The following is a 15,992-nucleotide window of genomic DNA, read 5'->3' as shown; positions in this document are numbered from 1 at the left end:
GGGAGGCCAACATCATGTCAGAATCGGAGTCGAGCTGCTCGAAACACGACGCGGAGCGTGCCTGCCGCTTCGACGCCGTCATCGTCGGTGCCGGGTTCGCGGGCCTGTACATGCTCTACCGCCTGCGCCAGCTCGGCCTCGCGGCGCGGGTCTACGAGGCGGGCGGTGGGGTGGGCGGCACGTGGTTCTGGAACCGCTACCCGGGCGCGCGCTGCGACATAGCGAGCCTGGATTACTCCTATTCGTTCTCGCCCGAGCTCGAGCAGGAGTGGAGGTGGACCGAGCGGTACGCCACCCAGCCGGAGATCCTGCGGTACCTCGACCACGTGGCGGACAGGTTCGATCTCCGCCGGGACATCCAGCTCAGGACGCGGGTGACCGGGGCCGCCTTCGACGAGGCGACGAGCCGGTGGGCGATCGCCACGGACGACGGCGCCCGCGTGTCGGCGAGGTTCCTGATCATGGCCACGGGCTGCCTGTCCGTCGCGAAGCGGCCCGACGTCCAGGGGATCGAGGCCTTCGAGGGCGACGCGTACCACACGAGCCGCTGGCCGCACGAGGGCGTCGACTTCACCGGCAAGCGCGTCGGCGTCATCGGTACGGGCTCGACCGGCGTCCAGGTCATCCCCGCCCTCGCCGAGCAGGCGAGTCATCTCTTCGTCTTCCAGCGGACACCGTGCTTCAGCGTGCCCGCGCGCAACGCGCCCATCGACCCTGCCCACGAGGCGCGGATGAAGGCGAGCTACCCCGAGCACCGGCGCAAGGCCCGCGAGACGCGCGCCGGGGTCATCATGGAGGTCAATCCGAAGTCCGCGCTGGAGGTGTCGCCCGAGGAGAGGGAGCGCGAGTACACCGCGCGGTGGGAGCAGGGCGGCACCGGCTTTCTCGCCACGTTCTCGGACGTGATGCGCTCCAGGGAGGCCAACGAGACCGCCGCCGAGTTCGTCCGAGCCCAGATCCGCGCGACCGTCCGCGACCCGGCCGTCGCCGAGGCGCTGTCGCCGCGGGGCTATCCGCTGGGCACCCGGCGGCTCTGCGTCGACACGCGCTACTACGAGACCTTCAACCGGGACAACGTCACCCTGGTCGACGTCAGGGCGTCGCCGATCGAGGAGATCACGCCCAGGGGGCTCCGGACGCGGAGCGCGGAGCACGCGCTCGACAGCCTCGTGTTCGCGACAGGCTTCGACGCGATGACGGGCGCCTTGACCAGCATCGAGATCCGGGGGAGCGGCGGCGCGTCGCTGAAGCAGAAGTGGGCCGGCGGCCCCCGCACCTACCTCGGCATCGCCATCGCCGGGTTCCCCAACCTGTTCACGATCACCGGCCCCGGCAGCCCGTCCGTGTTCAGCAACGCGATCGTCTCCATCGAGCAGCACGTGGAGTGGATCGCGGGCTGCCTCACCTTCCTGCGCGAGCGCGCCGTCGATCGCATCGAGGCCACCGCCGAAGCCGAGGACAGGTGGGTTGACCACGTCAAGGAGGTGGCCGACGGCACGCTCTACCCTCTGGCCAACTCCTGGTACATCGGCGCAAACATCCCTGGGAAGCCGCGCGTCCTCATGCCCTATGCCGGCGGCGTCGGCGCCTACCGGAAGACGTGTGAGGCCGTCGCGGCCCAGGGATACGAGGGCTTCCGCCTGTCGAGGACGCGCTGAGGACATCGACCGGGCCGCCGCGCGGGGCGCCGGGGATCTTTCGTTCCGGACGAACGCCGGGCGCGTCTTCACAGAGCGTCACGCAACTTAACAAATCATAACGTGACCCGATAATGCACCTGTGTTCCGTGGCCGCGTGACATAATTTGATTATGGGAGCGCACGGTTGTCGACGTGGCTCACGCCCGATCGTCGAGATGCTGCGATGTCGGCGTTCGACATGGCGATTGTCTTTGACGACTGACCTGCTGCCGCTTACCTTCGACTCCGTTCTTGCTTGCGACATCTCGCAAAAAGGAGGGCCCCATGAAGTACTGCTGGTAATCTACAGGCCACCAGAGGGGGCCAAGTCGCATCCCGGCTTGGCCCCCTCGCTCTTTGTGAGAGCAAACCGATGCGAGAGGACCCGATGCCCCGCAGCCCGATCGACTATGATCCGCTGTCCCCCGAAGCCGTAGCAGATCCATACCCGATCTACGCGCGCCTGCGCGCGTCGTGCCCGGTGCTATGGCACGATCGACTCGACTCGTGGGTCCTGACTCGCTACCGCGACTGCATCGCCGTGCTGCGCGATCCGGCCAGGTTCGCCAGCGACGCCCGGCGCGCCGGTCACGAGGCGCCCCCCGGCGCGGAGCACCCCAGCTTGCAGGGGCTCGACCCGCCCGAGCACACGCCGATCCGCGATCTGTTCGCCAATGCGCTGCGTGAACAGGCGATCTCCGGGCTCGGCGAGCTCGTCGGCGTGGAGGCGACCGCGGCCTTCGCGCGCCTCGCCGACGCGCCGTCGTTCGACTTCACCGCCGACGTCGCGCGCCCCATCGCGCTCACCGCGATGTCGCGGCTGCTCGGCGTCGAGCCGCCCGCGATCGGGTCGATCGTGGCGCTGTCGGACGCCGTCGAGCGCGCCATGGATGCCGCGCTCGTCCCCGAGGCGATCGGCCCGGCGCTGGCGGCCCGGGGGCAGATGAACGAGCTCATGAAATCGTGGGTAGGCGACGGGCTGAGGCCCGGGCTGCTCGCCCAGGTCCTCGACGAGCGGCACGGCGCCGGCGTCCCGGAGGCCGCGGTGTGGAGCACGGCGCGGGTGATGTTCCTGGCCGGCTTCAGCACGACGGTGTCCGCGGCGTCCAACATGGTCCTGGCGATGTTCCAGCACCCCGACGCGCTCGATCGCCTGCGCGACCAGCGCCTGCTCGAGACAGGCGTCGACGAGCTCATGCGCTATGACGGGCCCATCCAGGGCACGAGCCGCATCTGCCTCGAGGCGACGACGATCGACGAGGCGCGGATCGAGCGCGGCCAGGTCGTGCTCCTCCTGTTCGGCGCGGCCAACCGCGATCCCGAGCAGTTCGCCGCGCCCGACGAGCTCACGCTGGACCGCCGGCCGAATCGACACCTCGCCTTCGGCCGGGGGCCGCACGCCTGCACCGGGACCCAGCTCGCGCGGATCGTCCTTCAAGCGCTCGTCGGCAGCATGCTCCGGCTGCGCGCGCCGCTGCGCCTCGCGGGGCCCGTGCGCCGGCAGCGCCGCGCCACGGTCCGCTATCCCGATCGTCTACCCCTCACCCTCCAGGCCGCATGATGACGAGCGCTGTCCCCATGAACACGCTGCCGCCCGACAAGAGCACGGGCGATCTCGACCCCTGGCCGCTGGCGCCCATCCTCGCGAGGCTGCCCGCGACAGCGCGCCTCTCGCTCGGCTTCGACGTCGAGCGGATGCTGGCCGACGTGAGCGCGCTGCGCGCCAGGGAGTGGTCCAAGCCGACGATCCTCACCGGCGAGGGCGTGAGCCGCGGCGCCGACGTCGACTGGCGCAAGCTGCCGTTGCGCAGCATCGGCGGCGATCCGGACCGGACCGACCCGGGTGGCCCGTCGCTCGAGGAGTTCGCCGACACGCCGTGGCTGCGCGAGGCGCCGTACCTGGCCGAGGTGCTGGCGCGTATCCCGGCGCCGCTGCGCTGCGTGCGGCTGCAATCGCTGGGGCCGGGCGCGGCGAGCCCGGTGCACAACGACACGAAGCACTGCCTGCCGTGGGGGATCGTCCGGCTGCACGTCCCGATCGTCACGACCCCCGGAGCGATCCTCACCATCCAGGAGGAGACCCACCGCTGGCAGCCGGGTGAGGTCTGGTATGCCGACTTCACCCGACCGCACCTCGTGCGCAACAGCGATCCGGTGACGCGGATTCACCTGGTCATCGACTGCCACCCCACGCCCGAGCTGCTGCAGCTCTTCCCTGCGGAGTTCCTGTCGCCCGCGGTCGCGGCGAGCACGCTGTTCGCGGCGCCGGCCGTGGGGCTCTCCCGCGCCGAGCGCGACGCGTGCCGGTGCAGCTTCCAGATGCCCAGCTCGTTCCACTCCTTCGAGGAGCCGGACGGCGCGTTCCTCACGGCGCCGCGCACGCGGCGGGCCGCGATCGACGTCCGCGGCGACAGGCTCGTCCTGGTGATCGACGGCGAGCCTGCGTTCTCGCTCGTGCACGTGGGAGAGGGCGAGTTCCGCTTCGCCGGGTGGACCCTGGAGCGGACCGTGCAAGTCACGCTCGACCCGACCCGGGCGCCGATCGTGACGCTGCGCTCGCGCGTGGGGGACCAGACGCGGGTGCTGGATCTGCCCGCGGAGCGCGCGAGGCTCTCGTGACACCGACGGCCACGATCGCGGCGCCGAGCCTGCTCCGCCACCGCAATTTCATGCTGCTGTTCGGCGCCGACACCATCAGCCAGGTCGGCACCCAGATCACGCTGGTGGCGCTGCCGCTCGTGGCCATCCTGGCGCTCGACGCCGGGCCGTTCCAGGTCGGCCTCCTGTTCGCCGCGCAGACCTCGGCGTTCGTGCTCATCGGGCTGCCCGCGGGGGTGTGGGTGGACCGGATGCGCCGGCGCTCCATCCTCATTCACACCGATCTGATCCGCGCCGCGCTGCTCGGCTCGATCCCTGTCGCGTGGTGGCTCGGCAAGCTCGGCTTGCTGCAGCTCTACGTGGTGGCCCTCGGCGTGAGCGTCGCCCGGGTGTTCTTCGATGTGGCCTACCAGAGCTACGTCCCCACGCTTGTCGACCGGGATCGGCTCGTGGACGGCAATGGCAAGCTGGAGATCGTCAACTCCGGCGCGCAGGTCGCGGGGCCGAGCGTCGGGGGCTGGCTGGTCAACCTGCTCTCGGCGCCCGTCGCGATCGTGGCCGACGCGGTGAGCTTCGTTTGCTCGGCGCTGCTGCTCGGCCGCATCGACGCCGCCGAGCCGGCGCCGCAGCGCGCCCGCGCCCGCGGCCTCCTCGGCGAGATCCGCGAGGGCGTTCGCTTCGTGCTCGGCCACCCGATCCTGCGCATGATCGCGCTGCGGTCCGCGCTCGCCAACATGGCCTTCTCTTCCGCGCTGGCGGTGCAGGCGCTGTTCCTGCTCCGGGAGCTGGGCTTGCCGCCCGAGGTCTACGGCGTGCTCCTGGCGGCGGGGGCGCTCGGCGGGCTCGTCGGCGGGGTCGTCGTCGGGCCGCTGACCCGGCGCGTCGGCTCGGCGCGGATCATCTGGCTCGGGCCGCTCCTGTTTCAGCCGTTCGCGCTGCTCGTCCCGTTCACCCGGCCGGGGGCGGGGCTCGCGTTCTTCGTGGCCGGCACGTTCGTGGAGGCGATCGGCATCGTTGTCTACAACGTCTCGCAGATCAGCTTTCGTCAGGCGATCACGCCCGAGCGCCTGCTCGGCCGGATGAACGCGACCATGCGTTTCCTCGTCTGGGGCACCATGCCGCTCGGCTCGCTCCTCGGCGGCGCGCTCGGCGAGCGGTACGGCGTGCGCGCGGCGCTGTGGATGGGGATCGGCGGCCTGCTGCTCTCCCTCGTGCCGCTGCTCCTCTCTCCGCTGGTCCGCATGCGCGACCTGCCCAGCGCGTCGATGGAGCCCGCCTGATGAGCGCTCATCTATCGATTCCAGGGAGCCACACAATGAATCGCATCAAAGAAGAGGACCTCCCGGCTTTCCCCATGCCGCGGCGCTGCCCGTACGCGCCGCCGCCGGAGTACGGATCCCTGCGCGACAAGGCGCCGCTCGTGCGCGTGTCGTTCCGCGACGGACCGCCGATCTGGGTCGTGACGCGGCACTCCGAGGCGCGCGACGTGCTCACGGATCGTCGCATCAGCACCGATCCGACGCGGCCGGGGCATCCGTTCGCGGCGATGGCGGGGACGGCGCGGGAGCAGGCGGGGCAGTTCATCGACATGGACCCGCCCGAGCACGACGTCTACCGGCGCATGCTGGCGGGCGAGTTCAGCGCGCGGCGCATCCGCGAGCTGGGCTCGTTCATTCAGGACGTGGTGAACGAGCGCATCGACGCGATATCGCGGGGCCGCGAGGCCGATCTGGTGGAGTCGTTTGCCTTCCCAGTCGCGACCCTGGTCATCTGCCAGTTGCTCGGCGTGCCGTACGAGGATCGCGAGGTCTTCCAGTCGCGTACGAACCGGATGATCGCCGGCTTCTTCAGCACGGAGGAGGCGATCCGCGCGCGCACGGAGCTCTGGGGCTACCTCGATGATCTGGTCACGGCGGCCGAGGCCAGCCCCGGCGACGACCTGATTGGCCGCCTGGCCACGGAGCGGCGCGCGACAGGCGAGCTGTCGCACGACGCGCTGGTGGGCGTGGTGTTCCTCCTGCTCGTGGCCGGGCATGAGACGACGGCGAACATGCTCTCGCTCGGGGTGTTCACGCTCCTCCAGAACCCAGGGGCGCTCGCCGAGCTGCGCGCCCGGCCCGCGCTGTGGCCCGACGCGGTGGAGGAGCTCCTGCGGTACCACTCCATCGTGGACTGGGTTGCGTTCGATCGGGTGGCCCTCGAGGACATCGAGATCGGCGGCCAGCGCGTGCGCGCCGGCGAGGGCCTCTTCGTGCTCGGCGCGTCCGCCAACCGCGACGAGCGGGCGTTCGCGAGCCCCGACGACTTCGACATCCACCGGAGCGCGCGCCACCACCTCGCGTTCGGGTATGGCATTCACCGGTGCCTCGGGCAGAACCTGGCGCGCGCGGAGCTCGAGATCGGCTACCGCACGTTGTTCGAGCGGCTGCCGGCGCTGCGGATCGTCGGCGATGTCGAGGCGCTGCCGTTCAAGTACGACCGCCGCACCTTTGGCCTGTACCGGCTGCCCGTCGCGTGGTGACAGGCCCGGATTTCATCATCGAGATGCATCGACATTGTCTGGAGGGTTGATCATGGAACAGAGCGTCGCATTGCTGGTGTCCCTCGGGGCAGGAACGGTCAAGCACCCGGGAGGGACGCTGCTGGCCCACCTCCTCCGGGTCGAGCAGATGCTGCGGAAGTGGGGCGCGAGCGACGAGATCCGCGAGGCGGGGCTCCTGCATGCGCTCTTCGCGCCCGACGGCTCGCCCGATCCGTTCTACACGATGCTCTCGCTCGACGAGCGCCCGCGCGTGGCCTCGATCATCGGTACTTACGCGGAGGAGCTCGTCTACTTCTATGGCGCGTGCGATCGCGAGTACACCTATCCGCGGCTCATGGATCCGTCGGAGCAGTGGCGTGATCGCTTCACCAGCGAGGTCAAGACCCCCAGCGACGATCGGCTCCGCGGCCTCATGGAGATCACCGCCGCCAACGAGGTCGACATCGCCAGCCACAACCCCGGCTTCCGCGCCATGTACGGCGCCGAGCTGTTCGAGCTGTTCAGCCGCACGCGCCCGCTGCTCAGCGACGGCGCCTGGGCGCACTGCCAGTCCGTCCTCGGCGAGCAGGCGAGCCAGCATCAGCACGCGTGACGGTCACGCTGCGCCGGGCCGCCGGGTCCTCGATCCGGCGGCACCTTGCCTGAGCGGACCGCGCTACGACGAACGAGGGAGCACGACGCGGAGCGTGGTGCCTTCGTCCAGCGCGCTCGTGACGTGGATGGAGCCTCCGTGAGCGCAGGCGATCGCCTTGGCGATGAAGAGCCCCAGCCCGAGCCCCTTCGATCGTCGCAGGTCCTCGTGCTGCTGCTCGCCCCGACGAAACGGATCGAAGATCACGGGCAGCAGATCGGGCGGGATCGGGATCCCGCGATTGTTCACCTCGAGCACGACGATCCTCTCCTGCCCGTGCAGCTTCACCTGCACCGGCTCCTCCGGGGGGCTGTAGTCGACAGCGTTGCCGATCAGGTTCGACATGAGCTGCCCGATCCGGCCCGGATCCCACACGCCGTGCCCGTCGCCCTGGGCGTCGAGGCGGATGGTATGTTCCGGGTGGGAGGACTCGAATTCCATGATCACTTGCCGGCAGATCGCGTGGACATCGACCGGCTTCGGTTCGAGCGGAAGGCCGTCGTGGCAGCGGATGCGCGTCAGGTCGAGCATCTCCTCGACCATCCGCAGGGCCCTCTCGTTGCTCGCCGCGATCCGCTGGACGAGTCGTGCCACGACGCCCGCGACGTCCTCGCGCTTGAGCAGGGAGGCGGCGGCGAACCGGATGGCGGAGAGCGGGTTGCGCAGGTCGTGCCCGAGGATCGCAATGAACAGCTCGCGGAGCACGACGTCACGGCGGAGCTCCGCGGAGCTCGCCCGCTCCATCTCGACGACCGCGGTGACCATCGCCTCGTCGAGCGCCGAGTGCACGAGCTGGGCCTCCTCGCCGCCGAGGGGCACCCTCTCCCGCTCGCACAGGTCGACGATCGCGGCGCGAAGGGCGCCGAGCTCGCGCAGCTCCTCCGCGAGGGTGTAGCGCTGGGCGAGTCGATGAGAGGCGTGCAGCTTGGCGGACTCCGAGCTGCCGATTTCCTGGCCGCTTGCTCCGCCCGGCGTGCCTGGTTGTGCGCGCTGCGTGAGCGAATCGATGAGGTCGTCGAGGAGTTTCGGGGTGTAGTCTCTCAGATCCTCGTCGTCGAGCTCGCAGGCCTGGGGGATCTTCGGATCCTTCCGCAGGCGGGATGTCCACTCACGTAGGAGCTCGTCCTTCCGTTCACGCAGCAGGAGCGTGACGCGCGACAATGGCTGGGCCACATGAGCCCCCTTGGTTTTCGCTGCGATGCAGGCGCGCTTCATCGTGCGGCGAAGCGCAGCCCGCCATCGCGGTGCACCCTGATATGCCACCCGGGAGAACACCGGACGAGGCGTGCAGGCGCCCGAGCGTCCCGCTCCGGGCCGCCGCGGCGCGGCGCGCCGTCGGGCTCCTCCGCCCGGCCGTTTGGTGTACGCTCCGGCCTGAGCGAGGCGCACCCCCATGAACGCGAGCGATCGACGCGCACCCCGGCCGAGCGCCGGCGAGGGCATCACGGTCCTCCTCCACGCGGCGCAGGAGGGCCAGAAGGATGCCGCGGACGCCCTGCTCCACGCCGTCTACGCCGAGCTCAAGATCATCGCCCTGGCCCGCGTCCGCCACCTTCGCGCCGGGCAGACGCTCGGCCCCACCGCGCTCGTCCACGAGGCCTACGAGAAGCTCTTCCGCGAAGGCGAGGCCCGCTTCCAGAGCCGCGCCCATTTCTTCGGCGCCGCCTCGCAGGCCATGCGCGACCTCCTCGTCGATCACGCGCGCCGCAAGGCCGCTCAGAAGCGAGGCGGCGACCAGGAGCGCGCTTCCGAGGACGCCCTCGACGCGCTGCCCCTCGCGATCGACCTCCCCTTCGAGGACCTCATCGCCCTCGACGAGGCCCTGCGCAAGCTGGGCCAGGAGCACCCGCGCAAGGCCGAGATCGTGATGCTGCGCTATTTCGCGGGCCTGACCGAGGACGAGATCGCCGAGCTCTCCGGCGTGACGACGCGCACGGTCGAGCGCGAGTGGCGGTTCGCGAAGGCGTGGCTCTACCGGGCGCTGCACGGCGGAGATGAGCCTGCCCCTTGATCCGAGCGAGGTAGAGGCGCTCTTCGAGGCAGCGATCGATCGGCCGACCCACGACGATCGCCGGGCGTTCCTGGAGGCCCGGTGCGCGGGCCGCCCGGAGCTCTTCCGGGAGGTGTGGAGCCTCCTCCGGTGCGATGGCGCGCAGCCGGACGGGTTCCTGAACGGCGCCGCTGTCGCCCTCCGCGCGCGCGATGAAGCGCTGAGCCCCGGCGCGCGCGTCGGGCGGTTCACGGTGCTCGACAGGGCCGGCCAGGGCGGCATGGGCATCGTCTACGCGGCGTACGACCCGGAGCTCGACCGTCGCGTCGCCCTGAAGCTCATCGCGCCGGGCACGTTCGATCCGGAAGGTCGGTCCCGCCTCGTGCGCGAGGCGCAGGCGATGGCCAGGCTCTCGCACCCGAACGTCGTTCCCATCTACGAGATCGGCGAGCACGGGCGGGGCGTGTTCGTCGCCATGGAGTTCGTCGATGGCCGGACGCTCCGCGACCTGTCCCGCGAGCCGCCTCGCGCGTGGGAGGCCGTGCTGGCCGCGGGGATCGAGGCGGGCCGCGGCCTCGCGGCGGCGCATCGGGAGGGGCTCGTCCACCGCGACGTCAAGCCGGACAACATCCTGATCGGCAAGGACGGCCGGGCGCGCATCGCCGATTTCGGCCTCGCGCGCCCTCAGCACGAGGCGGACTGGCTCCTTGCCGGCGGTCGGAGCGCTGGTGTCCCGGGGAGCGGCTCGCTCCGTGGGGGCGGCTCGCTCCATGCGCCCCTCACGGCCGGGAGCGCGTTCATGGGAACGCCGGCCTACATGGCTCCCGAGCAGGCCGAGCGCGTGCCGGCGACGTCGAGGAGCGATCAGTGGAGCTTCTGCGCGACCCTTTACGAAGCGCTCTACGGCGAGCTGCCCTTCGAGGGCGAGGACCTCCACGCGCGGCTCGACAGGGCGCGGCGAGATCTCCTGAGGCTGGCGACGCCCGGATCGAAGGTGCCTCTGTGGGTCCGGGACGCGCTCGCGCGGGGGCTCCGCGCGCGCCCCGAGGAGCGCTGGCCGACGCTCGACGATCTGCTGGACTTCCTCGCCGAGCAGCTCGCGAAGAGCTCGGACATCGATCTCACCGTATCGAGGCGCGAGCGTATCCGCTTCGGCCTCGCGATCGGCGCCGTGGGTGTCGTGATGGCGACGGTCGGCGTGGGCCGCTTCGTTCCGGTGGTCCACCCCGCGCACCTCCTCGGGATGGGCTGCCTCACGGCGCTCCTGGGCCTCTCGCTCCTCCGGGCGTTCCGCCGGCCGCTCTCGAGGAACGCGGTGAACCGGCGGATTGTTCATGTGGTGAAGATGATGTTCGGCGCGATGCTCCTGCACCGGGCGCTCGCCGTGATCACGGACGAGCCCGTGGAGCGCGCGCTCGCGACCAACCTGCTCCTGTTCGCGGCGATCCACGCGACAGCCGCGCCGGGCCTGCGGAAGGCGAGCTGGCTGTCGGCCGCGATCTGCGCGGCGTGCGCGGCGGCCGCCGCGGTGTTCCCCGAGCACGCCCGCGCGCTCTACGCCGCGGGCGTGCTGGGCTCCCTCGCGAACGCGATCGTCGCGTGGCACCTCGATTAGCGCCGCGCCCGCGATGCGCGTGCTTCCCTGCTACTCGGTCACGATGGTGATGGGATTGAAGAAGACCCTCACGCCCGTCTTCGTCCCCGCCTCGTTGCCCTTCGTGTCACCCACGTAATCCAGCGTGTTGACGAGGTTATCCGGCGCGAACGTGAAGATGTCGTGGGCGTGGTCCGTGTCCGTGTACGTGTGGTTGAAGGAGATCGGGCCGTCCACGCCTGCGATCGGGCGGCTCGCTGTGTGCAGGCGGTACCAGGCGGTCCCCTCCGCGTGCGTCCAGTTGCTCTTGGTCTCCAGCGCGTCCATGTAGACGGCGGCCCAGAGCTCGTTGCCGTTGAAGACGCTGAGCTCGACCTGGAGCGACACGCTCGGACCGTGGCCGTCGAACTCGGCGTCTCCGCCGACGCGCGGGGGGACATAGAACCCCGTGGAGAGGCCGACGAGCGTGCTTGTCGACAGGATCGCGTCCCCGTCGACGCTCGCCGTCGAGAGCTCCGCGCCGCCATCGATCGCCGCGGGGGACAGGGTGGCAGTCAGCTCGTCGCCGGCGCTCCCGGTCTCCGCGCCGTCCGTGGCCGGGGCGCCCTCCGCGGAGGGATCGGTCTGCGGCTCGGCGGCGGTGGCCATGCAGCCGGGGGCGGCGACGAGCAGGGCGAGGGCGAGGGGCGAGAGGCTGCGGAAGAGGGCGATGTGGTTCATGATGGCTCCCAGGATCTTCGTTCAGGTCAGGTGTTGAGCGCAGGCGAGCGGTCCCGGGGTGCTTCACCCCGCTGTTTGCTCGCCTCACCCCGTCATCCGGAAGCCGGGAGAAAAACCCGACAGGGGGTCGGTCGATTTTTTTCCGGAGGCGCCCGAGGGGCGGTCCCGGGGCGAGGTCTCTGCCGGGCGGCGCTCCCGCCGCGGCCTGGCGGGAACGGCCTGGATGCCTCCTCCGGTGCTCGGGTCCTCTGTTCGCCGGGCGGTAGGCGCGCTTCGGAGAGGTGCGGACCGCGCGGAGCGGCGGGGAACGAGCCACCAGCCGAAGCAAGCGCGGTTCAGGCGCCGCTCTTCACGATTGCGGCGGGCTCCACACGTACGGCGTGGTGGTGGAGACCACGTGCAGTCCCAGCCGTTCCAGGATCGGACGGCTCTCCGGCGAGGCGTCCACCTGCAGGTACTGCAGCCCGCGCTCTCGGGCCTGCCCGGCGCGCCGCGCGACGAGGCTGCTGTAGATCCCGCGTCCGCGCCACTCCCGCAGCGTGCTGCCACCCCACAAGCTCGCGAACTGGGTGTCCCGATGGAAGCGCACCCACCCGGCGCAGACGATCTTGTCGTCCGCCTCCGCGACGTGGATGGATAGCGCCGTTGGATCGGCTTGTTGCTCCTGCCGCAGCTCGGCGATGAGCCAAGCCCAGTCTCCGCCCCAGACAGCGGACTGCATGTCGGCGATCCGGTCGAGCGGCTCGCCGCTGTCCAGACAGCGCAACGTGATCTCCGGGGGAGGCACAGCGCCGGCGGCCAGGGCGGCGACGTCATCGACGGCCCCGATGACGAGCGCCTCCTCGGCCCCTGCCTCGAGCCCGGCGGCGCGCAGCCTCGCCCCGAGGTCCGCGGGGCGGTCGTGGCCATAGGTCTTCCACTCGAAGCGGCGCGCCAGCCCGGCGAAGTACGACACCTGCTCGGCGATGCCGCTGTCCGCCGTGTCCTCGTCCAGATCGCTCCACGGCACGCCGCAGCCCCATGGCAGCTCCGGAGGCGACACCCACCTCACCACGCGACAGGTGCGTTCGACGCGCCACGTCGGGCTGGGCGGCGAGAGGTCCCGACGCATCTGGGCGTCGAAGCGCGCGAGGATCTCGGTGGCGCTCACGGTGGACATGGTGGGCAGTGGCTCTTCGGGCTGGACGCGGCGTCGTCGACATCAGCTCGCTCCAGCCACTGCTGCGCCGCGCGCACGAGCGTTTTCACCTCGCGTCGGGAGAGGCCCTCGGCGCGCTTCAGGAACGCTTCGAGCGCCTCCCGCGTCTTCGCCGGCCGCCCTGCATGGGCCTGCAGTCTCCCTTCGTGATAGAGCGCCTCCACGAGCGACGGCTTCAGCCGCAGCGCGCGCCGGGCGGCGGCGATGCCGGCGTCGACGTCGCCGCCGCCAGCGTGCTCGCGGAGCGCGCTTGTCGAAGCGGCAAGGGCGAGCTGGGCGCTGGCATCGTCGGGGTGGGCGTGCGCGGCCGCCACCGCTTCGGCGTGATGCGCAGCGCGCGCTTTGCCCTGCCGGATCCGACGCCGGCAGCGAGCGCAGTGGACCGCGTCAGCGTCGATCATGAAGCGCAGCGTCTCGTACCAGTACCGTTGCTCGGTCGCGCGGAACACGAAGTCTTCACCGCAGGTGCGACAGCGCCGCTGGCGATCGACATAGAACAGCACCGGGCCGCCGAGGCCGAACACCTGGCGCGAGATGTCGGCGCGCACGGCGCCGGGAGGGAGCTTGCGCGCGTCGTCGGGGTGCAGGTCCCAGAGCGAGAAGCTGCGTCCCTCGGGCGTCGTCACCGTGCGCTCGATCAGGCGCAGCGCTCCGAATTCGGAGCTCCACACCTGCACCCTCGCCTCGGGGGAGAGGGGCGATGGATCGCGGCGCGCCCGGCGTCTGGCCATCCGGTACAGATAGCAAGCTCAGGGCTCCAGCGCGAGCGAGGCGGGCCAGGGCGCTGTCGACGGCGCCGTCGCGGCGGCCCTCCACGCTGACGAGGACGTGGCCGAGCGAGACGTAGGACTCGAGGTCGAGGCGGCGCTTGATCGCCGGGCATCGATTTCGCTCATGTCTTGTATGAGATACATCCCATGTTCGTCATGGGTCGAGCGACGCATGCTGGGCGGCCTATGAACGTGAGCGACGTCGAGGTCCTGGTGACGGGGGGTACGGGGTTCATCGGGCGCTGGCTGCTGGCCGAGCTGACCCGGACGAAGGCCGTGGTGGCGCCTGTGCGCCGCGCGCGGCAGCGGGCCGCGGCGCTCGCCGCGTTCGTCGACGCGCACGGCGGCGATTAGCGGCGGCTCCTGGTGGTCGAGGGCGATGTGGAGGAGGCGTCGCTCGGCCTGGCGGACCGCTTCGAGCAGGTGCGCGACGTCTATCACCTGGCGGCGCGCTTCGCCTTCGGGCTCGGCGCGCAGGAGGCGCGGCGCTGCAATGTCGAGGGCTCGCTGCACGCGGCCGGGTGGGCGCTCGCGCGGCCCCACCTGCGGCGCTTCGTCTATCTCGGCGGCTACCGCATGCTGCACGCGAGCACCCGGCCGGGCGCGGAGAGCGCGCTGACCGAGCGCGCGCGGGGCCGGCTCTACCGCCGGCTCGGCGCCTACGAGGCGTCGAAGCACGAGTCGTACCTCGCCGTGCGCCGCTTCGCGGCCGAGCGCGGGCTGCGCTGGACGGCCGTACATCCGAGCAGCGTCATCGGCGACTCGCGCACCGGCGAGACAACGCAGCTCACCGGCCTCGGCGAGACGGTCGAGCGGCTCTGGCAGGGCCGCTTGCCGGCCCTTGTCGGCAGCGAGCGCACCTTCCTGCCGCTGGTGACCGTCGACCACCTGGCGCGCTTCCTGGCGAGCGTGCCCGGGCGCCCCGAGACCGCGGAGCAGGACCTCTGCGTCCTCGATCAGGCGACGCCGCGGCTGCCCGCGCTGGTCCGCGGCATCGCCGCCCACCTGAAGCGCCGCCCTCCGAGGTGGGTGCTGCCCGTCGGCCTGGTACGTTTGCTGCCGGAGGCGCTCACCGGCGTGTCGCGAGAGAGCCTGTCGTTCCTCGCCGAGGACGCCTATGACACCCGCGCGGCCGACGCCCACGCCCGCGCGATCGGGCTGGCGATGCCGCCGATCCAGACGAGCGTCGAGCGTTGGTGCGACTACCTGGTAGCGACACGCTTCGGCGCCGCCCCCGAGGCTGCGCGCAGCCGCGCGCCGGCGTCCTCCGTCGCCTGAGGCGACGAGCGCCCCGCAGGAAGGGTCTGCCGATTCCCCTGAGGGGCGTGATCGCGGAGCCGGCGGCGCTCGCGATCACGGGATCCGCTTGGCCGACCCACGCGCGATCCATGCGGCCGAGCTATGACGGCCAGGGCGCCGCGGCCGAGTTGGTGGAAGCGCAGGGCGCCAGTCGCGTGACGCCGGCATGTGTCGCACCTCGTCATGACGCGCTGAGCTCGAGCCGCATCGCGCAGCGCTGCGCCGGATCGAGGCCGTGACGCGCCTCGTTCTTCAAGATCTCCACGAGCCGGGAGGATGTCTCTGCTGGTGACAGCTCTCGGAAGCCCATCGCGGCGTAGAACGGCCCGTTCCAGGGGACGGTCCGGAAGGTGGTGAGGGTGAGCGCCTGCAACTTCGCGGTCCGCGCCCAGGCGATCACGTGGCTGAGCAAGCGTCGACCGAGCCCTTGGCCTTGGTGGTCGAGGTCGACGTCGAACTCGCGGATGTGAAGCTCGTCGCCGACCGCCTCGGCGCCCAGGAACGCGATCGGCCGACCGGCGCCGTCGTCGACCACCCAGAGCGTCCCTGCCCGGAGCGCATCTCGCCAATCCTCGGCCGGGGTCACGCTCGTCAGGGCCTCGAAGTTGACGTCCGTCCCCCGGAACGCCTCGCTGGCCGCGCGTTCGATCTCGGGGAGGCGAGGCAGGTCGGCCTCGATGGCTTGTCGCACGAATGTCGAGCGCATGGGATGGCGGTGGCCGGAAGGGTAGCCTGATTGGCGTGCCTCCGATATCGCCGGCGCCGGGCATCTCGCCGGCCACGGCTGGTTTCAGCCGGAGGCCGCTCGCTTGCCGCCCCGGAGTTTTCAATGACGGCCGTTCCGAGGCACATGACGGCCGTTCCGAGGCACGTGACGGCCCCGTAGGCGGCGCACGCGGTCGCAGCGTCATCGCGTACATGGGCGCGATGTCGGAGCGGCGATCGATGCAGGAGGGTCGAGCGCTCGGTTC

The 15,992-nt window shown here is 71.1% G+C and carries 13 protein-coding genes and 1 pseudogene; 9 read left to right on the top strand and 5 right to left on the bottom strand.

The features are described 5' to 3' along the window. The first annotated feature begins 14 nt into the window (after positions 1-14). The 6 genes from WMF42_RS32200 to WMF42_RS32175 all read left to right on the top strand — a co-directional run bounded on the left by WMF42_RS32200 (position 15) and on the right by WMF42_RS32175 (position 7,411). The gene (locus tag WMF42_RS32200; protein ID WP_437686644.1) at positions 15-1,658 is read left to right on the top strand and encodes a flavin-containing monooxygenase; all 1,644 of its coding nucleotides are present in this window, start codon (positions 15-17) and stop codon (positions 1,656-1,658) included. 409 nt (positions 1,659-2,067) lie between these two features. Then, positions 2,068-3,240, top strand: coding sequence for a cytochrome P450 (locus WMF42_RS32195; protein WP_437686642.1), 1,173 nt, complete (start codon positions 2,068-2,070; stop codon positions 3,238-3,240). Positions 3,241-3,257: 17 nt separating this feature from the next. Continuing rightward, positions 3,258-4,298, top strand: a complete 1,041-nt coding sequence (locus WMF42_RS32190; protein WP_437686640.1) for an aspartyl/asparaginyl beta-hydroxylase domain-containing protein — start codon at positions 3,258-3,260, stop codon at positions 4,296-4,298. Then, positions 4,295-5,557: an MFS transporter gene (locus WMF42_RS32185; protein WP_437686638.1), complete on the top strand. Its 1,263-nt coding sequence runs from the start codon at positions 4,295-4,297 to the stop codon at positions 5,555-5,557. The genes WMF42_RS32190 and WMF42_RS32185 overlap by 4 nt, the downstream gene beginning before the upstream one ends. 35 nt (positions 5,558-5,592) lie before the next feature. Then, the gene (locus WMF42_RS32180) at positions 5,593-6,798 is read left to right on the top strand and encodes a cytochrome P450 (RefSeq protein WP_437686636.1); all 1,206 of its coding nucleotides are present in this window, start codon (positions 5,593-5,595) and stop codon (positions 6,796-6,798) included. A gap of 52 nt (positions 6,799-6,850) precedes the next feature. After that, the gene (locus WMF42_RS32175; protein WP_437686634.1) at positions 6,851-7,411 is read left to right on the top strand and encodes a DUF6817 domain-containing protein; all 561 of its coding nucleotides are present in this window, start codon (positions 6,851-6,853) and stop codon (positions 7,409-7,411) included. A gap of 63 nt (positions 7,412-7,474) precedes the next feature. Here WMF42_RS32175 and WMF42_RS32170 read toward each other — a convergent pair whose 3' ends face one another. Further along, the gene (locus tag WMF42_RS32170; RefSeq protein ID WP_437686632.1) at positions 7,475-8,623 is read right to left on the bottom strand and encodes an ATP-binding protein; all 1,149 of its coding nucleotides are present in this window, start codon (positions 8,621-8,623) and stop codon (positions 7,475-7,477) included. 220 nt (positions 8,624-8,843) lie between these two features. Between WMF42_RS32170 and WMF42_RS32165 the strand changes: the two genes are divergently transcribed. Then, positions 8,844-9,461 carry an ECF-type sigma factor gene (locus tag WMF42_RS32165; RefSeq protein ID WP_061608433.1) on the top strand — a complete coding sequence of 206 codons (618 nt, stop codon included), beginning with the start codon at positions 8,844-8,846 and terminating at the stop codon, positions 9,459-9,461. After that, positions 9,445-11,055, top strand: a complete 1,611-nt coding sequence (locus WMF42_RS32160) for a serine/threonine-protein kinase (RefSeq protein ID WP_437686630.1) — start codon at positions 9,445-9,447, stop codon at positions 11,053-11,055. The genes WMF42_RS32165 and WMF42_RS32160 overlap by 17 nt, the downstream gene beginning before the upstream one ends. A 30-nt stretch (positions 11,056-11,085) precedes the next feature. Here the strand turns inward: WMF42_RS32160 and WMF42_RS32155 are convergent, their stop codons facing one another. From WMF42_RS32155 to WMF42_RS32145, 3 genes are all read right to left on the bottom strand, one after another. Next, complete coding sequence (locus tag WMF42_RS32155) at positions 11,086-11,754, bottom strand: hypothetical protein (RefSeq protein ID WP_061608431.1); 669 nt, start codon at positions 11,752-11,754, stop codon at positions 11,086-11,088. 349 nt (positions 11,755-12,103) lie between these two features. Next, on the bottom strand, positions 12,104-12,913 hold the full coding sequence (locus WMF42_RS32150; RefSeq protein WP_437686628.1) for a GNAT family N-acetyltransferase: 810 nt from the start codon (positions 12,911-12,913) through the stop codon (positions 12,104-12,106). Continuing rightward, the gene (locus WMF42_RS32145; RefSeq protein ID WP_437686626.1) at positions 12,901-13,629 is read right to left on the bottom strand and encodes a zinc-ribbon domain containing protein; all 729 of its coding nucleotides are present in this window, start codon (positions 13,627-13,629) and stop codon (positions 12,901-12,903) included. The genes WMF42_RS32150 and WMF42_RS32145 overlap by 13 nt, the downstream gene beginning before the upstream one ends. Positions 13,630-13,869: 240 nt before the next feature. Here WMF42_RS32145 and WMF42_RS32140 point away from each other — a divergent pair. Continuing rightward, positions 13,870-15,000, top strand: a pseudogene (locus tag WMF42_RS32140) (SDR family oxidoreductase). Positions 15,001-15,202: 202 nt separating this feature from the next. On the opposite strand, the gene WMF42_RS32135 reads toward WMF42_RS32140, so the two are convergent. After that, positions 15,203-15,727 carry a GNAT family N-acetyltransferase gene (locus tag WMF42_RS32135; RefSeq protein ID WP_437686624.1) on the bottom strand — a complete coding sequence of 175 codons (525 nt, stop codon included), beginning with the start codon at positions 15,725-15,727 and terminating at the stop codon, positions 15,203-15,205. Positions 15,728-15,992 lie beyond the last annotated feature (265 nt).

Origin of the sequence: Sorangium sp. So ce176, from assembly GCF_051519835.1 — a bacterium.
Lineage (GTDB): Bacteria > Myxococcota_A > Polyangia > Polyangiales > Polyangiaceae > Sorangium > Sorangium cellulosum_G.
The sequence above is the reverse complement of the archived record's forward strand: the minus strand, read 5'-3'. Positions and strand labels throughout refer to the sequence as shown.

What these genes read in the sequence shown, in the direction of transcription:
- WMF42_RS32160 (WP_437686630.1), top strand. Translation starts at nt 9,445, where the DNA reads ATGAGCCTGCCCCTTGATCCGAGCGAGGTAGAGGCGCTCTTCGAGGCA.
- WMF42_RS32165 (WP_061608433.1), top strand. Translation starts at nt 8,844, where the DNA reads ATGAACGCGAGCGATCGACGCGCACCCCGGCCGAGCGCCGGCGAGGGC.
- WMF42_RS32155 (WP_061608431.1), bottom strand. Translation starts at nt 11,754, where the DNA reads ATGAACCACATCGCCCTCTTCCGCAGCCTCTCGCCCCTCGCCCTCGCC.
- WMF42_RS32150 (WP_437686628.1), bottom strand. Translation starts at nt 12,913, where the DNA reads ATGTCCACCGTGAGCGCCACCGAGATCCTCGCGCGCTTCGACGCCCAG.
- WMF42_RS32135 (WP_437686624.1), bottom strand. Translation starts at nt 15,727, where the DNA reads ATGCGCTCGACATTCGTGCGACAAGCCATCGAGGCCGACCTGCCTCGC.
- WMF42_RS32175 (WP_437686634.1), top strand. Translation starts at nt 6,851, where the DNA reads ATGGAACAGAGCGTCGCATTGCTGGTGTCCCTCGGGGCAGGAACGGTC.
- WMF42_RS32200 (WP_437686644.1), top strand. Translation starts at nt 15, where the DNA reads ATGTCAGAATCGGAGTCGAGCTGCTCGAAACACGACGCGGAGCGTGCC.
- WMF42_RS32190 (WP_437686640.1), top strand. Translation starts at nt 3,258, where the DNA reads ATGAACACGCTGCCGCCCGACAAGAGCACGGGCGATCTCGACCCCTGG.
- WMF42_RS32180 (WP_437686636.1), top strand. Translation starts at nt 5,593, where the DNA reads ATGAATCGCATCAAAGAAGAGGACCTCCCGGCTTTCCCCATGCCGCGG.
- WMF42_RS32195 (WP_437686642.1), top strand. Translation starts at nt 2,068, where the DNA reads ATGCCCCGCAGCCCGATCGACTATGATCCGCTGTCCCCCGAAGCCGTA.